Here is a 21017-nt window from a genome sequence, read left to right as displayed (position 1 = left end):
CTTTGGCTTGACGGTCAAAGGAGAAAATATATGACAACATACGAAAGTTTAAATCATTCTAAATGGGATTGCAAATATCATATTGTGTTTATTCCAAAGTGTCGTAAAAAAGAATTGTACGGGAAGGTTAGAAAATATCTTGGGAACGTATTCCATGAGTTAGCTTTTCAACGTGGGAGCAAGATCATAGAGGGGCATATGGTACAAGATCATGTGCATATGCTCATCAAGATTCCTCCTAAATATTCTGTAGCTGAAGTAATAGGCTATATCAAGGGGAAAAGTGCTATAGCCGTTGCTAGGCAGTTTGGTGGACGAAAACGTAATTTTAATGGAGAAAAGTTGTGGGCTAGAGGTTATGCGGTCTCAACTGTAGGATTTGAAGAGAATCAGATCAAACACTACATTAAGAATCAAGAGCAACTTGATAGTTTAGGCTCTGACGAATCAGGAGAATTTTAATTAACAATGGCAGCCCTTTGGGCTGCTCATAACCGTCAAGCCCCTCGCTTTGCGAGGGCGTTCTGACTTCAATACGTAATTCTTCCGAGGATAAATATTTACACAAAAATATGGTTTTATTGGCTTTGCCTAGTTCTACCAGTGCCTTATATACCGGATGAGCGTAATTATTATTACTAAATCTTTTGATTAATACGGATGGTGTAACTATTCCTAGTTTTAGGGCAACCATATGTTTGACAGTCTCATCGTAATTATCTTCTAATAACTCCCAATTTATACTTCCCTTTAGGATCTCTGAAATATTTTTATATTTATTTCTATCTCTAGAATCAACGTAATACAATTTTTGCTTATTGATTGCCTTTAGTCTCGGGCATAAGGAGAAATCTAGTAAATAACTCACGGCAAAACCTATTACACTTTGTCCATGGGTATCGACAAATACACGATTCATGTCCATGTCCGTATCATGGTCAATAATGCCTTTTATCATGCTACCTACCTCTGATGAGGTGCAATCCTTTAACTGCGAGTAAATACATAATGATTTCTTGTCAACATGCCAATAAATCATTACTCCTTTCTTACCATAACGAAAATGCCATTCGCTCATTAGATTTTGATCCCAAGCAAACAGATGAGTTGAGTCACAGGCCACTGTTGTAGTAGCCTCTCCCCAAACATCAGGATTTCGTGTTTTTAAAACGTTATTAACCATTGTACGAATAGCATTTCTAATGTTTGTAGCATTAATATGGCGTTTTTTTACATAACGTAAATCACTATAATTAACATTATCATTAGCAATGCTGATTCTTTTTAATCCGGTGTTGCTACCAATGCCAAATATACATAGTAATAGTCTTCTTTGTAGATCAGAACTATTGATATTGCTGCTTTTACCAACAGTTTCAAGTTCCTTAGTAAAATTGATTCTTAGATCGCACTCTTTTAAAATATCAATTAAGTGTATACTTGACCACTTATTATTGATTTCTTGCTGTAACTTAATAATATTATCAGGTTCATCCTGTGAGTCTAAGGGAGTAAGCTTTATATTGTTACCAACTTTACTTTGTTGGATCTTTACAAACTGATTATTAGGAATATTTGCATTTAATGCATCTAAGCTGTTAGTAAGTGAAGTCTTTAATTTTTCTACGAACTCCTCGAATTTTAGCGGTAACCCAAGTAACTCATAATATGATTCTCGTTTCTCAATAAAGTCCTTCGGTAAGTCCTTATTCGGATCTCTATAACGGTAACTTTTATTAACCCAAATAGCTTTAAAACCAAGAAGTTCTTTAATCTGTTCTAATATGGCTAGTTCATAATTATATTTATTTATTCGCAATTGACCTTTTTCTATTTTAAAGATCATGCTATACCAGTTCTGTGGGATAGCTCTATTGATTGGTGGGATATTAATATAGTAAGCTAAATCTGATTCATTCCAGTATTGGTTGATAAAACGAATTGCCTTTAAGATAGGTTGATAATCAATATGATCTTCAGAAATTTGTAATATTCTTATTATCGCAAGTAGACTACCTCTATTGCCATAAGCATAGGTGGTATGCATTTTTTCTCGCACCTGAGCCTGATACCACTTACTACCACGATGTTGTAGATCTTCAATTACTTCTTCCAGCTTCTCCTGAGGCACTACCGGATAAACTTTGTCCTCAATAATGCTTTTAGGATTTTTTGCATTTAGTATAGCCAACTTTTCTAGAATATCAAACTTTCCGTCAACACGCTTAACTTCCTGAAGAATATGACGGTCTACATGCTTCTCTGCTCCGGCTCGCATCTTTTTAATTAGTTTAATCATGGTATCTATTAAGGCATCCAACAATAGCTCCAGTCTTACACTACAGAATATTGCCATGGTGGCATATTTTATAGTCGGGGCAAAATCTAGAATATTGCTAGGTGCAAAAACCATCACACGTTCATAATATTTTAATAATAATTTTCTGTCTACTGACTCTATTATGCAGTCAGATAATTTGATTTGACCTAGTAAATTGATTTTATTTATGGCACATTGAATATTCTTAATTTTAGCTCCAGAGATATCTTTTTTAAGTTCTGATAATTCTATAATGTTATTATCCTCATCACTATTTTTACTAAGAATGCGATCTATTAAAAGAAGATTTCCTTGACTTAAATTATCAAATATTTTTCTAAAAAATTGTTGTTCAAATTTTTGTTTAGCTAACGAAATGTAATTTTCTAATTGTTTGGTATTAACAATTTCTATTCTATCTTTGATGAAATATGTACGTATTTGTTCAAGTAGCACTGAATCTGAGAAATGACGCGGTATCAAGTCATCTACAAGATAATTCATTATTAATGTAATATCCTTGGCATTTGCTACACGATATCCTAAATACTGTCTGATATCCTGACGATACCTTTCTCCAGTACGTGTATCCCAGTCAAATGTAATAATTTGTGTTGGATCAATATCTAAATGTTTGGCAACCTGTAACAATAATTGCATCGAAACTGTGTTAGCTTTATTAGAGGGAAATTGTATGTATTTTTTGAAATACACTAACATTATTGCAAAAGTTAACTGATTTGATTGACCTTTCTTTTTCTTGCATAAATTTAAATCCTCTAATGATAAATTATATTGCATTTTTATCTGTTCCTAGAAATCACAGTGTCGGTATTGATTTACTCGATTTTATTCATATTACAATTATTTTGCAATATATTTTTTGCTCTAACAATAAAAAAGTGTAAACATTATTTTTTTAGGAACTGTAAGTGGCGGCAAAAGAGCTTGTTCTTAACACTGGTCCATACTGAAGCAGGGCTGGATCAGTTAGCAGAAGTTCCCTTACAACTTATAAATGGCGGTGTAATAAATGGTGACGTATCAACTAATCAAAATAATGATATAAATGTTCCATTAATGGCAGAGAATGCACTATAAAGAATTCTGTTCACTATCTTATTATGTTTTAACAGTAATAATAGAATAGACCTCTTGCATAACCTAATCTAATGAGTCTGTCCTATAGTTTGTGTAAGTTGCAAAGAAAGCAGTAAGAGATTACTGTAAAAAAAGTAACTTAAGCAAGCAAGGAGGAATTATGGCTAAAAAATTAGATACAGATAAAGATACATTAAACATCAGTAATCAGCTAGTAGAAGAATTATTATCAAAAGCAGATCCATCGGAGTTATTTGGTCGAGATGGTTTATTTCAACAGCTAAAGAAGCAAATAGTTGAGAAAATATTAGCAAGTGAGTTGGATCATGAATTAGGATATTCAAAACATAGCAAGATGCCAAAAGTAGATAATAATCGTCGTAATGGTAGCTATGAGAAGACAGTAATTGATGGGGATGGTCGTAAGCTGACAGTAGAAGTACCAAGAGATCGGGAAGGAGAGTATAATCCTCAATTAATACCAAAAGGGCTGAGGAGATTTAATGGATTTGATGAGAAAGTGATATCCCTTTATGGTCGCGGTATGACAGTCAGCGAGATCCGAGGGCATTTAGAAGAAATATATCAAACTGATGTATCTGGTGACTTGATATCCACCATAACAGATGGGGTAATAGAAGAAGTAACTAGGTGGCAAAATCGTTGTTTAGATAGGGTGTATCCAATATTATACTTGGACTGTATCTATGTAAAATCTAGAGACAATCACATAGTAATAAATAAAGCAGTATATTTAGCACTTGCTGTAAATATAGAAGGGAAAAAGGAGTTACTTGGCATTTGGATAGGCAAAAATGAAGGTGCTAAATTTTGGATGCAAGTAGTTACTGAGTTAAAGAATCGAGGAATTGAACAAATTTATGTTGCTTGTGTGGGGTTTAAAGGGCTTTCCAGAAGCTATAAGCAGTGTATTCCCGAGTACTATAGTACAATTATGTATTGTACTATCCAGCTATCAGCTTTATATTTAAATTCACTAAAAAAGCGTTGCTTCTCTTTGCTAATTGTGAAGGCTTCGTTAGATTGTTGCATCAATGGCTCAAGCAGCTTGTTGAGTCTAGTATTTTGGGCTATTCCGACTATATATTTTACATTATTTTCATCACACCAATCCAGCATCTGATGACGACAAAATCCACCATCACCACGAAAAATAATCTCTACTTCAGGCCACGATTGACAAAAACGCTTGACTAATAGAGATAATATTGCCCAGCTATGCTTTGCTTGTTCTAGCTTTGAGCTGCGAAGATTGCTTACTAACAGCTTTTTTCCACAAAAACATATAAAGGTAGAAAGCAATTATGACGATAATATCCATGATAAAACTTCCCCTCTTGATTGCCATAAATTTCATCATCAGTGGCATCAAAATCAAGTGTTAATTGTTTCGGCACGGTTTTATGAGATTCGACAAACTTGTCAATCATCACCTTATGAGCTTTAAGAGCAAATCCACGATCTGCTTTATTTTCTAAACGGCATAAAGTAGAGCTACTAGCCATATCGTCCAGTGTGTCTATACTTGTTTGCAAAGCTGGACATTTTCTTAAATTATCGTGATCATTTAAATCTTCATAACCAAGAGCAATACCATAAATACGCTGTTTGAGCATTGTTAAAATAGTATGAGTAATTTTATCAGAATCTCGCTTATCAGGAAAAATCTTAGCCAGTTCATTAGTTAGACCAAGTCTTTTATCTGCTTCTCTTAGCAATAATACACCTCCATCGCTACTAATATTACCTCCTGTGAAATTTATTTCTATTTGACGATTTTTTACTTTCGATTGGTAAATTAATCCTGTACAATTTGTCATGGCAAAACCCTCTATGTAATCTTCTTTTAACACTGATATTATATAGTATTACAAGGGTTTTAAGGTGGTCCCCTTTGTCTAGACAAAAATTTAGATAAATAGAGATATAATTCACAAAAATTAAATTGTTGTTTTTATACAATATTTTTTTCAAAATATACACATTCTGGAGTTTTATAATCCAAAGCTTGATGCATCCTTTGTCTATTATAAAAGTCCATATATTCGTTAATTGCTGTCTTTGCCTCCTTTACTGTTGTTAGAATAATCCGATAAATTTTTTCCTGTTTTAATGATCGCCAAAAACGTTCAATAAAAATATTATCTAAGGCTCGTCCCTTACCATCCATACTAATCAAGATATTATGTAGCTTTAGCATACTAATAAAATTCTCCGAGGTAAATTGTACTCCTTGATCAGTATTAAATATTTTTGGCATACCATATTTTTCTATAGCGTCTTCAAGGGCTGTTACACAAAATTCACTTTCCAAACTAATGGAGATTCGCCAACTTAGAATATAACGACTATACCAGTCAATAATAGCTACTAAATATACGAACCCTTGGCTCAGTCTTATATACGTTATATCTGCACTCCAAACCTGGTTTGGCAATACTATTTCTAATCCTTTTAGTAAATAAGGATATATTTTATGCGCTTGATTCCTCTTGCTTAAATTTATTTTAGGATAAACAGCTTCAAGACCCATTATCTTGTAGTAACGTCTAACAGCTTTACGACCTACCGAAAAACCTTGGGCTTGTAAATATTTAGCCATCCGCCGCATACCATAATATGGATGCATAGTATAGGTCTCATCAATTATTGCCATAATCTTGATATCTTGTTCACTAATACCAGTAGGTTGATAGTAATAGGTTGACCTGCTAATATCCAATAACTTACACTGTTGTACAATTGTTAACTTATTATGATTAGGCTCTATCATATTACACCTAACCTTTAATTCCAAACAATGCAGATTTTTTTTTGAGCCAGTCACACTCAACGCTTAACTGACCAATTTGCTCATATAGATTCTTGATTAACCCCTGCTGATTTGGATCAGCACTCTGTGTTTTATTCTTAAAACCTTGTACTAACAACTCAAGACCTTGTTTTTTCCAGTTACTTATCTGTGTTGCATGAACACCATACTTACTGGTTATCTGGGCTATTGTTAGCTCTCCCTTAATTGCTTCTATGACAATTTTGGCTTTCTCCTCAGCACTATATTGCCTTACTTGTTTTTTCATCTCTAGCTCTCCTTGTTTGCTAAAGAATTCTATCTCATTTTTCTTATTTTTCTGTCCAAAATATTGGAACCATTATATTGCAGTAATAATAGAATATATCAAACACATAACCGATGCAACACAAAGTCCAACACCAATCTCAATGGTAAAAATACCAATATGTTGAGCTAGCAATTTATCATCTGCCAAAGAATAATAATTTAAATAATTATCGTCAAATAATATTGATACCATACCGGTTAGGGCATAGATCAATACTCCGATAGTAGCCATACCAACTAGTAAATCAGTAGAGAAATATTGCCGTAATTTAAATTGACCATGAACTAAATCAAAACCAATTATCGTAGAAGCAAATATAGTGCCAGCCTGGAATCCGCCCCCTGGTGATGCATCACCATTAATTTGAATATATAAACCGTATAAAAATATATAAGGTAAGATAAAAAGAGTAATATGTTTTATAATAACAAAATTTTTAAGCATCTTTAGTATTTTTTTGTGAGAATAGTAATAATACCGATATTCCAGCAATTAAAATAACGGCAGTTTCTCCAAGAGTATCATACCCTCTATAGCTAGCCAATAGGGCTGCAACAAAAGATGGAATGCCAATGTCACTTTTAGTATGTTCAATATAATATTTGGTTAGATGGTTTTGCAATGGAGAATCTATCGCTCCATATTCTAATAAATCAATCCCTGCGAAGGCGAGTACTACTATAAAAATTATGCATATAATTGATGAACTTATTACTCGTGTTGGTTTAAGATTGTCGTTTTGTATGGCTGGTAATTTGCTTAGAAATCCTAAAAATACACAGCTAGATAAACAAGCACCAAGAGCGACTTCAGTCATTGCTACGTCGGGAGCATCCATCAGTAGATAAGATAAACCAATAAGTAAGCTAAACATAGAGTTTATTATTACTGTTTCTAATAAAGAGTTACAAAATATCAGCTTAATTGATACGACAACAAGTAATATCAAGATTCCCACAAGCAACCAGCTAGCTAGTTGGAAATTTATTATGTCTGGTATAACAAATAAGCGATCAATCATTTTAATTCTTTTGAGTTATTTGGGCTTAATAGGGAAGCCTTGCCAATTGCATGAGTAGATACCGGATTTAATATTAAAATCAATATAGCTGCAAAAACTAATTTAAAAGAGCTAGTAAAATCATGTTGTAAAAAAGCAAGCCCAACAAGTGATAAAGGTACTCCACAACATTCAATTACACTGGCAGCATGAATTTTTGTATAAAAGTCAGGAAATCGAAAAAGCCCAACAATGCCGGAAAATATTGCTATAATTCCAAGTAGGGTTAATCCATAACCAATAATAAATATCATAAATATCCTCAGAATTTAAATTTTGTTCACAGAGCCTAGGAACTATATTTGATTCCTCGTCAGTATTATAGTATGTGCATTAACTTTTTTAAATAGGGTTTTATAAAAGGCACAACAGGTTCTGGCATATTATCAAAAGAAAAAAAATCAAGTTTTTCAGATAAATGAGGCTCTTTATTTGAAATAATACCTTTAAATTTATTTATTTTAAAACAATAATTTAAATACGTTTCTTTATTATCTAAATTTTGACTATAATATGGATTTAAAATTAAATTCATATTATCTAATTGTGTTAGTATTCCAATTTCCTCTCTGGCTTCTCTTTGTGCGGCAATTTTTGGAGATTCATTTTTGTTTATCTTGCCTCCTGGAAGGGCAAAATAACCAGCAAAGGCAATTGTATTCATACGCTTCATCAAAAGAATCTTATTATCGTAAGATATAATGACCAAATGCACTAGTTTAATTAAGCCACTCTTCTTCATTTCATATACCATAGCTTATAAATAATTTTCTAATCACTTTTCTGGATTGCTTCGTCGACCTACGGTCTTCCTCGCTAATAGACGTTGATCACATACAACTTTTAAACTTCCCTGTCTAAAACTGCTTCCTCTTCTAACTTTCAACAGTTGTGGCTTCACGTCCCTTAGTAATGATAGAATAATGTTTAGCTATATCAACAAATGCTATTCTCCTTGAGCAAGCGAATACCCTGCTTTCCCATCAAATTCAAAGAGATTCTCAATTTTAATAAAATCTATTTCTGCCTTGCTTAAAGATTCAAGTAAATGGGCTATAGATAAATGGGTTATTCTTTCTCCATCCTTCCTTGCCATAAAGCGACAACACCAATGATCAGATAATAATTCAAATCTCTCATCTCTGGGCCATAATTTAAGTCCCATGGAAGATACGGTTTTTAATTCTAAGTCACCTAAACTGATAGTTTGAATTTTTTCTGCTACCTCATGGGCAGTCAATGCCACCATCTGTATGAATACATCACTACCTACCAATTCTTTAACTTCTTTATTATTAATCGAATATATCTGTTCAATAGTTTGTTGTTGAGCAACTACTGAGGAATATGCGGCTGCTTTGAGGGTAGAAGGTTCAGTACCTAGCCTTTTCACTACTTCATCGGCAAATTCCGTAGTACCAACTTTTCTGCTAGATATTTTGTCATTGTAGATATCTCCAGTATGAACCCCATCCTCAATGGTTTTTTTCCAGGCATTTTCTATTAATGCAGCAATATCATGTTGTCCGATGTGAACTAGCATCATAATTGCGGCGTTAAGCAAACCAGAAGGATTAGCTATATTACGACCGGCAATATCCGGGGCAGAGCCATGTACAGCTTCAAATAAAGCATAATTCTGCCCTATATTAGCAGAGCCAGCGAGTCCTACTGAACCAGAAATTTCTGCAGATACGTCAGATATAATATCACCATACAGATTTGAAGTTACAATGACGTCAAATAATTCTGGCTGAGCTGCTAGCCTGGCAGTGCCGATATCTATAAGATAATAGTCACCTTGAATCTGCTTATATTCATTAGCAATTTCCTCAAAAACCTTATGAAAAATCCCGTCAGACATTTTCATAATATTATCTTTACTGAAACATGTGACCTTTTTACGATTATTTTTTATTGCATACTCAAAGGCATATCTAATAATTCTTTCGCTACCAACTCGGCTGATTAGCTTAAGAGACTCATAAACATTGTGAGTTTGGCGATATTCAATTCCTGCATATAAATCTTCAACATTTTCCCGTACTATCACTACGTTTAGATGTGGATGTAGTGTTTTAACAAAAGGAGCATAAGAAATAGCAGGGCGAACATTAGCATAAAGAGATAGGGCTTTTCTAAGAGTTACATTTAAGCTTTTATACCCGCCGCCTAGAGGGGTGGTAATAGGTGCCTTTAGAAGTATCTTAGTTCTTGCCAATGATTGCCAAGTATCTTGTGCTATCCCTGAAGTATAATGCTTCTGGTATAATTTTTCTCCTACTTCCACTACTTCTATACGTATTCTAGCAGAAGCTTCCTTTAAAATATATAATACCGCTTGCATGATTTCTGGACCTATACCATCACCATAAGCCACTGTAATAGGCGTTAATTCTTTCATTATAGCCTCTATCAAATTAGATTAACATTCATTCGTATCAAACTGACGTCATTGCGAGGAGGAGTTAGCCTACTAAGCAATCTAATGAATGTAGATTGCCACGCTCACATACGTTCGCTCGCAATGACGAGCATTTTTACCAAAACGTCATTACGAGGATGACGGGTTGTAGGTTTATACGTCATTGCGAGGAGGCGTAGCCGACGAAGCAATCCATAAAAATTAATATAATATGGATTGCCGCGTCACCGCTTTGCGGTTCCTCGCAATGACGCTTGAGATGCATATACCTATACTAGTTATATTATTCGTATTTAATTATAACATGTTTTAATTGATTATTTAGCTCCGCTATTACTTCTTGGGTAATATTTAAGGTATTTTTAGCAAATAAAATTTGAGTATTAGGTATAACCAAATCAAGATTATGCTTTTCGGCTAAATCATTTATAATTTTTATGATTGTTTCTTGTACCTTACCTATGCCCTCAGCATGAGACTGTTCAAGGCGGGCTTTCCTATCTTGTATTTCTTTTTGTGCTATATTTACTTTTTTATTAAAAGCATTAACTTCTTGTTCAAAAGCTGACTCACTTACAGAATTACGTTTTTCCATTAATAAATTATCTATTTTTTTAAGTTCTATATCCTTTTTTGATAAATCTTGTCGAATTTGTTTACCTATCTGCTCTACAGCCTTTCTTATAGACTGGATTGCTGCAGAATGTTCTAAAACTGATTGTACGTCTACAATAGCAATTTTTGCGTCAAATCTATTGCCAACATTAGTATCAGACGCATAAATAGTTGAGCCGTAGTTAATTACTAAACAACTTATGATTGTTAACCAAATATAATGTTTCATATCTTTAATTTACTAATTCTATAAACCGCTTCGCCACAACAAAGCGGTTCCTTACAATGACAATTGTCATATATGGACGAGTGAATTTGTCAACAAAGAAAATAAAAAAATAGAGCCACAAAGGAAGCGGTCATATATTCGGCATCGAGTGCCATAATGGTTTCTGCATTCTTATAAATATCCTTGAGTGACCTCTCATTCTCACGGCTTCTAGAGCCTCGACATAATTACGGATTTTATTCAGAATACTTATTCATTAACTCTTTAACTTTCGTTCTCTTTATTGTTACTATTCTTTACTCGCAATATTTATCAATTACCAATTTTTATTTAGTTGACATAGTTTCTTCTTTTTTCTCAACTAAACTAATTTGCAACATATTCGCTACCATTGGTGACTACTGCATAAGCAATCCTTGCTAACTTATTTGCTAAACCAACACATATAATATTATATGATTTATTTTCAGCAAGTTTCTTCACTGCCCACTGCACTAGTTTATCTTTGATTCCTTACCACTTTTTGCTCTTATTGCTATTGTCCTTGCGGCTTGAATCAACATAGTTCTGGCATATCTATCTCCCTGTTTGGTAATCCCTCCTAAAACTATCTTATCTCCTGAGCTATGTTGCTTTGGTACCAAACCAAGCGAAGCAGCAAAATCCCTCGGGGTTGGATAACTTTCCATTGGGGCTACACTCAAACAACTAGCATTGATTGCTCCAATGCCAAAAATTGTCTGCAACCTAGTAGCTTTCTCACTTTGCTTATTATTGCTGATAATCAGCTTTTCTAAAGTTTTCTCTTTGTCACATAAATCCTCAATTTCTTTACATTCTAAAAGTAAAATTGACCGTATCCCAGAATTTATATAACCTTTACTATACGCTAACTCTACCTCCAGCCTACATGATTTGCAAAATTTATTTTTACTTAATTTTGTATTATAGCCATATTCACATAAACTTGATATTGTAGAATTAGTTTTTTGCACACGATCTCTGATCGTATTACTTCTAATTTTATGCAAAAATTTTATATCTTGTTCCTCTTTGCTTTTTGGCAGCATAGTTTTTAATTCTGGATCACGAGCCGCTTTGCATATTGCTAACGCATCGTTATAATCATTTTTCTGTTTCGATGTAGCATAAACTTTTACATCTTTTGTTTTCATTAGTTTGACTTGCAAACCAAGCTTAGCAATTTCCTGTGACCAATAATTAGCTCCTCCACATGCTTCCATAGCTGCCAATGAACTTTTATCGAGATTGCTTAAATAGGCTATTAACTCATCTCTTGTAACTTTTTGATAACCTATTTTTTTGCCATTTTGATCGACTTGCACCAAGTGCATACTATTTTTTGCTAAATCTATTCCTATTATAGTATTTTTTATGCTATTATTTATCATGGTATGGACCTATTAATTAAATTATTATTTAATTTGGAGCAGCTGAAAACTATTTTTCAGCTGACTCCGTACAAGTAAAGCATATTTCGCTTCACTCGTCCATACCATCATTCCCGCCTACTATTGTCATATATGGACGAGTGAATTTGTCAACAAAGAAAATAAAAAAATAGAGCCACAAAGGAAGCGGTCATATATTCGGCATCGAGTGCCATAATGGTTTCTGCATTCTTATAAATATCCTTGAGTGACCTCTCATTCCCACGGCTTCTAGAGCCTCGACATAATTACGGATTTATTCAGAATACTTATTCATTAACTCTTTAACTTTCGTTCTCTTTATTGTTACTATTCTTTACTCGCAATATTTATCAATTACCAATTTTTATTTAGTTGACATAGTTTCTTCTTTTTTCTCAACTAAACTAATTTGCAACATATTCGCTACCATTGGTGACTACTGCATAAGCAATCCTTGCTAACTTATTTGCTAAACCAACACATATAATATTATATGATTTATTTTCAGCAAATTTCTTCACTGCCCACTGCACTAGTTTATCTTTCGATTCCTTACCACTTTTTGCTCTTATTGCTATTGTCCTTGCAGCTTGAATCAACATAGTTCTGGCATATCTATCTCCCTGTTTGGTAATCCCTCCTAAAACTATCTTATCTCCTGAGCTATGTTGCTTTGGTACCAAACCAAGCGAAGCAGCAAAATCCCTCGGGGTTGGATAACTTTCCATTGGGGCTACACTCAAACAACTAGCATTGATTGCTCCAATGCCAAAAATTGTCTGCAACCTAGTAGCTTTCTCACTTTGCTTATTATTGCTGATAATCAGCTTTTCTAAAGTTTTCTCTTTGTCACATAAATCCTCAATTTCTTTACATTCTAAAAGTAAAATTGACCGTATCCCAGAATTTATATAACCTTTACTATACGCTAACTCTACCTCCAGCCTACATGATTTGCAAAATTTATTTTTACTTAATTTTGTATTATAGCCATATTCACATAAACTTGATATTGTAGAATTAGTTTTTTGCACACGATCTCTGATCGTATTACTTCTAATTTTATGCAAAAATTTTATATCTTGTTCCTCTTTGCTTTTTGGAAGCACAGTTTTTAATTCTGGATCACGAGCCGCTTTGCATATTGCTAACGCATCGTTATAATCATTTTTCTGTTTCGATGTAGCATAAACTTTTACATCTTTTGTTTTCATTAGTTTGACTTGCAAACCAAGCTTAGCAATTTCCTATGACCAATAATTAGCTCCTCCACATGCTTCCATAGCTACCAATGAACTTTTATCGAGATTGCTTAAATAGGCTATTAACTCATCTCTTGTAACTTTTTGATAACCTATTTTTTTGCCATTTTGATCGACTTGCACCAAGTGCATACTATTTTTTGCTAAATCTATTCCTATTATAGTATTTTTTATGCTATTATTTATCATGGTATGGACCTATTAATTAAATTATTATTTAATTTGGAGCAGCTGAAAACTATTTTTCAGCTGACTCCGTACCAGTAAAGCATATTTCGCTTCACTCGTCCATACCATCATTCCCGCGTAAGCGGGAATCTAGACCCCCGCACTGAAGCAGGGGTGACACTACCAATTATTGGAAGGTAAATAAGTAAATGAATATTTTTTTGTCAAAATATATAAATAATCTTGATAAGAAAGGTAGGGTTTCGGTACCTGCTAGCTATAGAGCAGCTTTGTCTAGCCAGTCATTTAATGGGGTTATTGTCTATCCGTCTTTTAGAAATAAGTGTATTGAAGCGTGTAGTTTAAAGAGGCTTAAGGAGTTAAGCCAAATGATTCAAACCTTAGACCCATATTCTGAGGAACGAGATGCTTTTGAAACAATCATTCTTGGCGGGGCCCAGCTTACGTTTGATGGTGAAGGTAGGGTGATTTTGCCTAAATCTTTAATAGAGCATTCTGATATATCAGAGCAGGTTTGTTTTGTAGGAAAGGGATTAGTTTTTGAAATTTGGCAGCCGCAAAATTTTGAGACCTATCTTTCCTCAGCTCGGCAAATAGCTCAAAATAACCGTTTAACTCTTAAGAATATTAATAAGGAAATATGATACAAGAGTCCTCTCATACAGCTGTTATGTTAAATGAAGTTAAGGAAGTCTTGTGTCCTAAAAATGGTGGAATTTATCTGGATTGCACTTTTGGTTTTGGTGGTTATAGTCGAATGATACTCGATTCTTGTAATTGTCAATTAGTGGCAATTGATCGTGATCCAAATGTTATAACTTACGCCAATCAGTTGATAAAAGATTATCCTGGTAGAGTGAGATTTATTCAAACAGGGTTTGCTGAAAGCTTTTCAGAATTAGGTTCATTGAAATTTGACGGCATAGTTATGGATTTAGGGGTTTCTTCTATGCAGATTGATTCTGGCGATAGGGGATTTTCCTTTACTCATGATGGTCCACTCGATATGAGAATGAGTGAAATAGGTCAGAGTGCTGCAGATTTTATAAATAATGCTGATGAACAAGAAATAGCGGATGTGATTTATAAATATGGCGATGAGTCTTATTCTCGAAGAATCGCTAAAAGGATTGTAGAACATAGGAGGTTAGAGCCTATTACCAATACAGCAAGGTTTGCTTATATTGTTCGTAGTAGTATAGGTTTTCGAAAAGGTAAGATAGATACCGCTACCAAGAGTTTTCAAGCAATTCGCATTTACATTAATGATGAATTGGGTCAATTAGAAAGATTTCTAAGTAATAGCAAAAATATTCTAGCAGCAAATGGTCACCTAGTAATTGTCTCATTTCACTCATTAGAAGACCGAATTGTTAAGAATTTTTTTAAAGCAAATTCTGCTAAGTTAGTTGCCAGGTCTAAATATGCGGCAAAGGTTTTTACTAAAGAAAATTCTAAGGAATGGCTTAAGATTCTTACAAAGAAGCCATTATGTCCATCGTCTAGAGAAATTGCACTTAATCCAAGAGCAAGGTCTGCAAAGTTAAGGGCTGGACAGAAAATAGATGGTGCTACATATGGCGGTTAGAATATTTAGTTATATAGCTGTCTGTACTATAATTTTTTCCATTTATGGGTTATTTAAAGTGAAAGATAAGGTTATTATCTTACATTATCAGCTTGGAGAGGTTTCAAAACAACTGATTGATGAGAGTAATAGAATTCACGTGTTAAAAGTCGAACAATCATACCTTACTTCTCCAGCTAGACTAAGAAAATTATCATCACTTTATTTACAATTAGATACTGTTAAAGTCAAGCAAATGATTAGTGATCCTTTAATGCCTGATAGTAAGAAATATGTCAAGTCTCATGAAGTGAGTGGTTCATATTTTAATAAAACCAATATTAAGTGGCGTTATAAAACAACTCCTAATAGTAAATACATAAAAACTGTTTCAACTAAAAAATCAGAGTATATTCGATGAAAGGTACTCTTTTTGCCTATGAATACGCCATTGTAAGGAGGCGTAAGCCGATGAAGCAATCTAATGAGTATGGATTGTCACGACCACTTCATGGTCTCGCAATGACGGAAGGACTTCTTAGCCACTGGTCATTGCGAGGAGGTACTTTAGTACCGACGAAGCAATCCAGGAAAGTGATTAGGAATGGATTGCTTTGTTCGAGTTTCGTGGTTCATCGCAATGACGCGAGTAGGTTATGAATAATAATATAGTTTTATTAGCATTGATAAAAAATACTATAACTAAAATGAAAAGAAGTTTTAGTAATATTATTTTATGGGATATTTGTGCTGACAATACCAAAATCAGATTATTCATAGTTAGCTTTTGTTTTGCTGTGTTTTTTTGTGGGTTATCATACCGCTTAATAATCGTTGCGACTAATGGTTATGTTAAACCAGAATATCAAGTAAAGAGTAGTAACTTTAGAAAAGAGATAGTAGACCGTAATGGTAATTTATTAGCAGTTAACTTACCCTCTTCCTCATTATTTGTTAATCCACAGAAAGTAATCAACCCAGAGCAATCTTTAGAAAGATTATCTAAAATCTTGCCTGAGATTGATAAAACGAAATTACTTGCAGAACTAAACGGTAATAAAAGTTTTGTGTGGGTAAAAAGGGATTTATTGCCAAAAGAGCAAGAGGCGGTGTTAAATTTGGCAATGCCAGGCTTTAGTTTTGAACAAGAACAAAAGAGGATATATACTTTCTCTAATTTATTATCACATGTTATAGGATATGTGGGTAGGGATTTGGCTGGTCTTGCTGGGCTGGAAAGGGGTTATGACAAATTTTTAACTAATTCGGATTTTGACTTAGCACAGCCAGAACAACTTAAAAAACCACTTAAATTATCTATAGATGTAAGATTACAGAATATCCTAAATGAAGAAATAGATAAGACATTAAAGGAATTTAGTGCAATAGGAGCGGTAGGGATAATTGCCAATCCTAATAATGGTGAAATTTTAGCTCTGATTAGTAAACCTGATTTCAATCCACATTACCCGAGTAGTGCAAAGCCAGAAGAGTTATTTAATATGGCAAGTCTTGGTATTTATGAGATGGGGTCGGTATTTAAAACCTTAACTATGGCTGTAGGTTTTGATACTGATGCTATAGCAATGAACGATGCTTATGATATTAGCTATATGAAGGTAGGGGCGTTTAATGTAAAAGATTATCACCCAAGGCATGGATGGCATAGTGTTCCAGAAATTTTTCTGCATTCATCAAATATTGGGGTTAGCCAAATTATGTTAGAAGTCGGCAAAAATGATTTCAAAAAATACTTAAAAAGATTAGGGTTACTAGATCAGCTTAAAATTGAATTGCCAGAGAGAGGCACCCCTCTGTTTCCATCCGATAAGAGATGGAGTGATTTAACGAGTGTTGTCATGTCATATGGCTACGGTATTTCAATTAGTCCTTTACACTTTATACAAGCAGTATTGCCGGTAGTGAATGGTGGGACATTATATGATTTGACTCTAATCAAAAGACAAGATGAGCGTCTTGTTGGTACAAAGGTTTTTAGTGAAAAAACCTCTAGGCAAATGAGTGAATTATTTCGTTTGGTGGTAAAAGAAGGAACCGGACGTAGAGCTGATGTAAAAGGATATCTTGTTGGTGGGAAGACTGGTACGGCTGAGAAATTAACGGCAGATGGGCATGGCAAAAGAAAATATCTTAAGAATAGCAGAATGTCATCATTTTTAGGTTTATTACCAGCCTCTAATCCACAATATGTTATTTTTATAATGTTTGACGAACCAAAAGGAACAAAGGAGTCCTTTGGTTTTGCTACCTCTGGTTGGACTGCCGCTCCTACCGTTGGGAGAGTCCTTGAGCGAATGGTGTCACTATATGGAATAGAGCCGATTGAAAAAGGCGAGGAATTGTGATAACGAAGAATGGGCGATTGCCCATAGTACCCTACAATTTTTGTAAAGATGGTATTAGGATAGAAAAAAGTTTTTGTTTGGGAGGTATTAATAATGTGGATATTAGCTGCGTTATGGCTGTTGTAGATTGATAAAAAGCATTTTTGATATGATCAAAGCCATAGGTAAATAATGAAAACAATTGTCTTTCAATGGTTTTGTACCGTTTTATTCGGATGGGATTTAAGGCATTTTGTATTATTCGAGTCTGTCCTATAGTTTGTGTAAGTTGCAAAGAAAGCAGTAAGAGATTACTAACTTCTTTGGCTCTCTGATGAATCATCTGTAATTCTGGAATAATAAATGCCTTACCGTTAACTTTTTTAAATTCAGGATTTAAATCTACTGCTTTTGCTCCTAAACTTTTACCGTCTTTTGTAAATCTCCTAGTAGTAACAAGCAGATGAGCATGCCAATTTCGTTCTCCATTATACGTTAATTCGGGATAAGGATTAGTAAAAATGCTTTAGCTATAACTAATACAAGATTTTGGATATGTATAAATTGCATTTCTGTGAATTCATACATTAATTGCTCTTCGTAGTGTATATATGTCTGCTATTTTTACTAATCCTTATCCCGAATTAACGTGTAACATGAAATTAGTACGTAGTTTACAGAAATTGATGTTGAAATCAAGAACAAATAAATTACTTGCTATAAGACGTGTTACCCAAATCAATAAAGGGAAGAAAAGTCCTGGTATTGATAAAATAGTTGTTAATACAGATAAAGAAAGAAATTTGTTAATGGAAAAGTTAGCAAATAATAATCTATCATCTGTTAAACCGATCAAGCGTGTGTATATTCCCAAACGAAAAGGCAAACTTAGACCTTTAGGTTTACCTATTATTTTGGATAGATGTATGCAAACTGTTGTTAAATCAGCACTTGAACCATTTTGGGAAGCTAAGTTTGAAGGTAATAACTATGGTTTCAGACCTGGACGTAGCACCCACGATGCAATACAGAGAATTTCTGCTATTGTCTGCCCTGGCACAACCAGGGGGTGGATACTAGATGCTGATATTAAAGGTGCATTTGATAATATTGATCATAATGTTCTTTTGAAAATTATAGGAAATTTTCCAGCACGAAATTGGATTAAAGCATGGCTTAAATCTGGTGTGATGGAAGAATATCAATTCACCAAAACAACAGTTGGAACTCCTCAAGGGGGAGTAATCAGTCCATTACTTTTAAACACAGCTCTTCATGGAATGGAAGACATACTTAACATAACTTATGATAAATATGATCATCTCCATCCAAAATCTGAATATGCTTTAGTAAAATATGCTGATGATTTTATAGTTTGTGCAAAATCTGAAAGCTCTTGTATTAAAGCAAAGAAGATAATTAACGATTGGTTAAATATTAGAGGATTAACATTATCAGAAGAAAAAACCAAAATACTCCATATTAAGGAAGGATTTGACTTTCTGGGATTTAATATTCGTCAATATAATACCAAAAGTACAAGAAAAGGTGTAACACTACTAGTTAAACCATCCAAAGATACTATAAAATCATTCAAAAAACGAATGATGATAGAATGGAAAAGAAGTTTCTCATGGGAAATTGATAAAGTAATTGACAATCTTAATCCTAGAATAATGGGATGGTGCAGTTATTTTAATAAAGTTATCTCTAAGAGAACTTTTACTCAACTAGATCGGTGGATGTGGATGCGACAAGCAAGATTTGTGTGTCGAAGACATCCTAATAAATACTGGTGGTGGCTTAAAGAAAAGTATTGGGGCAGAATCAAAGCACGAAATGATAATTGGGTTTTTACGAATAAAAGTAAAGAGCTATATCTATGGAAATTACAATGGACAGCAATCAAAAGGCATATTCTAGTTAAAGGCAAAGCATCTCCTGATAATCCAGAACTTAAGGAATACTGGCAAAAACGTCAAGCTAGTAAACCAAAGTACTTCTTCAAAACCAGACAGATTCTTTGGCGTAGACAAGAAGGTAAATGTCCTGTTTGTTTAGATTCAATAGATAATGGGGAAAATGTGCAAGTCCATCATAAAAGACCTACAAGATGTGGCGGCACTGACCATATTAACAATTTGTGCTTATTGCATACAAATTGTCATAGGCAAGTACATAGCAAGCGAGGTCAACTAATTGCAGCTGTTAGTAAATTGCTTGAGCCGTATGCGGAGTAATTCGCTTGTACGGTTCTTTGGGAGGAAAGCACGCTAAGTGCCTACCTACCCGCTGTAACCTAATCTGAAGTTAGGTTAATAACCTATTCTCTGTAGCTTTTCAGCTGCTACTTAAAATAATCGCAATATCTTCGTTTATATTAATTTGCTGGTTCGGTAGGAGTGGGGATTCTTGAATTATCCTATCCATTTATTATTGCTTGTAGTCTTCTGTTGTATCAATTATCTGGTTCAGAAAAAAATATGAATAATTTTTATTGAAACTCTATAATTCATTGGACTTCTTAAATTTATTGTGCATTCATGACATGTAAGCAATAATTTTTAGAATATTATACTTATATGGAAAATGTCATAAAACAAAGATTAAAATTACAACAAAAGAAAGCTAAAATTATTACTGAAGAAGCTAAAATTAAAATTATAGAAAGAAAAATGCGTACTCGTCGCTTAATTGAACTGGGCGGATTGATTGCTAAAGCAAAGCTTGATGACTTACCTACCAATAGTTTATTTGGAGCATTAGTCTCTTTGAAAAATGAATTAACAGAGTTCCCACATATCAAAGACCAATGGACTAAAATTGGTCGAAATATTTTTGATCAAGAATTAAAAGATAAGCCTCTCTTATCTTAAAAGTTAACCATTCTGCAAGTGCAGAGCTTAATATTACGGCATGAATGCCTAATGTCATAGGTACCCAACACTTATTGTTGAAGTTGGAAAGCATGCATAATGTGTTTTCATAGTAATGAAAACAACATAGCAGTGGTATTTGGACTTTGGACAAAATAATTTAGCCTATATTTAGCAACTTATAATCTATATGAGATATAAAGTAATTTACTTGAGATTGTAAAAATATTAACTATAGATTAATAATAATCTTAAAAAGTTTATCAATCTATAGTTAATATTTTTACAATCTCAAGTAAATTACTTTATATCTCATATAGATTATAAGTTGCTAAATATAGGCTAAATTATTTTGTCCAAAGTCCAATACTTTAGTGTGATAATGATTTTTATCAATGAGTAAGGAAATAGTTAAATCTAATTTGGATACATCAATTCCTAAAATTGGTTTA

At 33.6% G+C, this 21017-nt stretch carries 18 protein-coding genes and 4 pseudogenes; 8 read left to right on the top strand and 14 right to left on the bottom strand.

From position 1 onward, the window contains the following. The first annotated feature begins 30 nt into the window (after positions 1 to 30). Positions 31 to 462 carry an IS200/IS605 family transposase gene (tnpA, locus tag NBW66_RS08645; protein ID WP_250310729.1) on the top strand — a complete coding sequence of 144 codons (432 nt, stop codon included), beginning with the start codon at positions 31 to 33 and terminating at the stop codon, positions 460 to 462. Here the strand turns inward: tnpA and NBW66_RS08640 are convergent. After that, positions 407 to 3121, bottom strand: a complete 2715-nt coding sequence (locus tag NBW66_RS08640) for a Tn3 family transposase (protein ID WP_250310728.1) — start codon at positions 3119 to 3121, stop codon at positions 407 to 409. The two genes, tnpA and NBW66_RS08640, sit on opposite strands and share 56 nt — an antisense overlap. Before the next feature lie 460 nt (positions 3122 to 3581). Here NBW66_RS08640 and NBW66_RS08635 point away from each other — a divergent pair. After that, positions 3582 to 4415 (top strand): annotated as a pseudogene (locus tag NBW66_RS08635) (IS256 family transposase); the annotation flags it as partial. On the opposite strand, the pseudogene NBW66_RS15025 reads toward NBW66_RS08635, so the two are convergent. The 12 genes and pseudogenes from NBW66_RS15025 to NBW66_RS08580 all read right to left on the bottom strand — a co-directional run bounded on the left by NBW66_RS15025 (position 4364) and on the right by NBW66_RS08580 (position 13777). After that, a pseudogene (locus NBW66_RS15025) lies at positions 4364 to 5262 on the bottom strand (IS1380 family transposase). The pseudogenes NBW66_RS08635 and NBW66_RS15025 sit on opposite strands and share 52 nt — an antisense overlap. Positions 5263 to 5396: 134 nt before the next feature. Continuing rightward, positions 5397 to 6215: an IS3 family transposase gene (locus NBW66_RS08625; protein WP_250310664.1), complete on the bottom strand. Its 819-nt coding sequence runs from the start codon at positions 6213 to 6215 to the stop codon at positions 5397 to 5399. Between the two features lie 7 nt (positions 6216 to 6222). Then, positions 6223 to 6522 (bottom strand): transposase, encoded by a 300-nt coding sequence (locus NBW66_RS08620; protein WP_094649795.1) that lies wholly within the window; start codon positions 6520 to 6522, stop codon positions 6223 to 6225. A gap of 72 nt (positions 6523 to 6594) precedes the next feature. After that, a pseudogene (locus NBW66_RS08615) lies at positions 6595 to 7585 on the bottom strand (DUF4040 domain-containing protein). Further along, positions 7582 to 7878: a Na+/H+ antiporter subunit G gene (locus NBW66_RS08610; RefSeq protein ID WP_250310725.1), complete on the bottom strand. Its 297-nt coding sequence runs from the start codon at positions 7876 to 7878 to the stop codon at positions 7582 to 7584. Before NBW66_RS08610 ends, NBW66_RS08615 begins: the two are co-directional and overlap by 4 nt. A gap of 65 nt (positions 7879 to 7943) precedes the next feature. Then, the gene (locus NBW66_RS08605) at positions 7944 to 8339 is read right to left on the bottom strand and encodes an NUDIX domain-containing protein (RefSeq protein WP_250310724.1); all 396 of its coding nucleotides are present in this window, start codon (positions 8337 to 8339) and stop codon (positions 7944 to 7946) included. 231 nt (positions 8340 to 8570) lie between these two features. Continuing rightward, positions 8571 to 10028 (bottom strand): NADP-dependent isocitrate dehydrogenase, encoded by a 1458-nt coding sequence (locus NBW66_RS08600; RefSeq protein WP_250310723.1) that lies wholly within the window; start codon positions 10026 to 10028, stop codon positions 8571 to 8573. Positions 10029 to 10332: 304 nt separating this feature from the next. After that, the gene (locus NBW66_RS08595; RefSeq protein ID WP_250310722.1) at positions 10333 to 10893 is read right to left on the bottom strand and encodes an OmpH/Skp family outer membrane protein; all 561 of its coding nucleotides are present in this window, start codon (positions 10891 to 10893) and stop codon (positions 10333 to 10335) included. A 366-nt stretch (positions 10894 to 11259) separates the two neighbouring features. Then, positions 11260 to 11388 carry a hypothetical protein gene (locus NBW66_RS14570; RefSeq protein WP_284346678.1) on the bottom strand — a complete coding sequence of 43 codons (129 nt, stop codon included), beginning with the start codon at positions 11386 to 11388 and terminating at the stop codon, positions 11260 to 11262. Next, positions 11388 to 12305, bottom strand: coding sequence for an IS110 family RNA-guided transposase (locus tag NBW66_RS08590; RefSeq protein ID WP_250310721.1), 918 nt, complete (start codon positions 12303 to 12305; stop codon positions 11388 to 11390). The genes NBW66_RS14570 and NBW66_RS08590 overlap by 1 nt, the downstream gene beginning before the upstream one ends. Positions 12306 to 12730: 425 nt before the next feature. Then, positions 12731 to 13555 (bottom strand): IS110 family RNA-guided transposase, encoded by an 825-nt coding sequence (locus NBW66_RS08585; RefSeq protein ID WP_284346677.1) that lies wholly within the window; start codon positions 13553 to 13555, stop codon positions 12731 to 12733. Positions 13556 to 13573: 18 nt separating this feature from the next. Continuing rightward, on the bottom strand, positions 13574 to 13777 hold the full coding sequence (locus NBW66_RS08580; protein WP_250310719.1) for a hypothetical protein: 204 nt from the start codon (positions 13775 to 13777) through the stop codon (positions 13574 to 13576). A gap of 188 nt (positions 13778 to 13965) precedes the next feature. On the opposite strand from NBW66_RS08580, the gene NBW66_RS08575 reads away from it, so the two are divergent. From NBW66_RS08575 to NBW66_RS08560, 4 genes are all read left to right on the top strand, one after another. Beyond that, positions 13966 to 14421, top strand: coding sequence for a division/cell wall cluster transcriptional repressor MraZ (locus NBW66_RS08575; protein WP_250310718.1), 456 nt, complete (start codon positions 13966 to 13968; stop codon positions 14419 to 14421). Further along, positions 14418 to 15365 (top strand): 16S rRNA (cytosine(1402)-N(4))-methyltransferase RsmH, encoded by a 948-nt coding sequence (gene rsmH / locus NBW66_RS08570; RefSeq protein ID WP_250310717.1) that lies wholly within the window; start codon positions 14418 to 14420, stop codon positions 15363 to 15365. Before NBW66_RS08575 ends, rsmH begins: the two co-directional genes overlap by 4 nt. Continuing rightward, a complete protein-coding gene (gene ftsL / locus NBW66_RS08565) occupies positions 15355 to 15765 on the top strand; it encodes a cell division protein FtsL (protein WP_250310716.1) in 411 nt (136 codons plus the stop codon). The genes rsmH and ftsL overlap by 11 nt, the downstream gene beginning before the upstream one ends. Positions 15766 to 16051: 286 nt before the next feature. Beyond that, positions 16052 to 17710: a peptidoglycan D,D-transpeptidase FtsI family protein gene (locus tag NBW66_RS08560; RefSeq protein ID WP_250312170.1), complete on the top strand. Its 1659-nt coding sequence runs from the start codon at positions 16052 to 16054 to the stop codon at positions 17708 to 17710. Positions 17711 to 17998: 288 nt separating this feature from the next. Here NBW66_RS08560 and NBW66_RS15020 read toward each other — a convergent pair. Beyond that, a pseudogene (locus tag NBW66_RS15020) lies at positions 17999 to 18182 on the bottom strand (conjugal transfer protein TraA); the annotation flags it as partial. A 163-nt stretch (positions 18183 to 18345) separates the two neighbouring features. On the opposite strand from NBW66_RS15020, the gene ltrA reads away from it, so the two are divergent. Continuing rightward, complete coding sequence (gene ltrA, locus NBW66_RS08550) at positions 18346 to 19929, top strand: group II intron reverse transcriptase/maturase (protein WP_250310714.1); 1584 nt, start codon at positions 18346 to 18348, stop codon at positions 19927 to 19929. A gap of 342 nt (positions 19930 to 20271) precedes the next feature. Continuing rightward, complete coding sequence (locus tag NBW66_RS08545; protein ID WP_250310713.1) at positions 20272 to 20565, top strand: conjugal transfer protein TraD; 294 nt, start codon at positions 20272 to 20274, stop codon at positions 20563 to 20565. Positions 20566 to 21017: the final 452 nt, after the last annotated feature.

Source organism: Rickettsia endosymbiont of Oedothorax gibbosus, assembly GCF_936269705.1.
In the GTDB taxonomy this organism is placed as follows: Bacteria; Pseudomonadota; Alphaproteobacteria; order Rickettsiales; family Rickettsiaceae; genus Tisiphia.
Note: the sequence above shows the minus strand (reverse complement) of the source record. Positions and strands in the feature narration are given on the sequence as shown.

Coding starts and splice junctions, on each gene's coding strand:
- rsmH (WP_250310717.1), top strand. CDS start 14,418: ATGATACAAGAGTCCTCTCATACAGCTGTTATGTTAAATGAAGTTAAG.
- NBW66_RS08545 (WP_250310713.1), top strand. CDS start 20,272: ATGGAAAATGTCATAAAACAAAGATTAAAATTACAACAAAAGAAAGCT.
- NBW66_RS08625 (WP_250310664.1), bottom strand. CDS start 6,215: ATGATAGAGCCTAATCATAATAAGTTAACAATTGTACAACAGTGTAAG.
- ltrA (WP_250310714.1), top strand. CDS start 18,346: ATGAAATTAGTACGTAGTTTACAGAAATTGATGTTGAAATCAAGAACA.
- NBW66_RS08560 (WP_250312170.1), top strand. CDS start 16,052: ATGAAAAGAAGTTTTAGTAATATTATTTTATGGGATATTTGTGCTGAC.
- NBW66_RS08600 (WP_250310723.1), bottom strand. CDS start 10,028: ATGAAAGAATTAACGCCTATTACAGTGGCTTATGGTGATGGTATAGGT.
- ftsL (WP_250310716.1), top strand. CDS start 15,355: ATGGCGGTTAGAATATTTAGTTATATAGCTGTCTGTACTATAATTTTT.
- NBW66_RS08610 (WP_250310725.1), bottom strand. CDS start 7,878: ATGATATTTATTATTGGTTATGGATTAACCCTACTTGGAATTATAGCA.
- NBW66_RS08640 (WP_250310728.1), bottom strand. CDS start 3,121: ATGCAATATAATTTATCATTAGAGGATTTAAATTTATGCAAGAAAAAG.
- NBW66_RS08575 (WP_250310718.1), top strand. CDS start 13,966: ATGAATATTTTTTTGTCAAAATATATAAATAATCTTGATAAGAAAGGT.
- NBW66_RS08620 (WP_094649795.1), bottom strand. CDS start 6,522: ATGAAAAAACAAGTAAGGCAATATAGTGCTGAGGAGAAAGCCAAAATT.
- tnpA (WP_250310729.1), top strand. CDS start 31: ATGACAACATACGAAAGTTTAAATCATTCTAAATGGGATTGCAAATAT.
- NBW66_RS08595 (WP_250310722.1), bottom strand. CDS start 10,893: ATGAAACATTATATTTGGTTAACAATCATAAGTTGTTTAGTAATTAAC.
- NBW66_RS08580 (WP_250310719.1), bottom strand. CDS start 13,777: ATGATAAATAATAGCATAAAAAATACTATAATAGGAATAGATTTAGCA.
- NBW66_RS08590 (WP_250310721.1), bottom strand. CDS start 12,305: ATGATAAATAATAGCATAAAAAATACTATAATAGGAATAGATTTAGCA.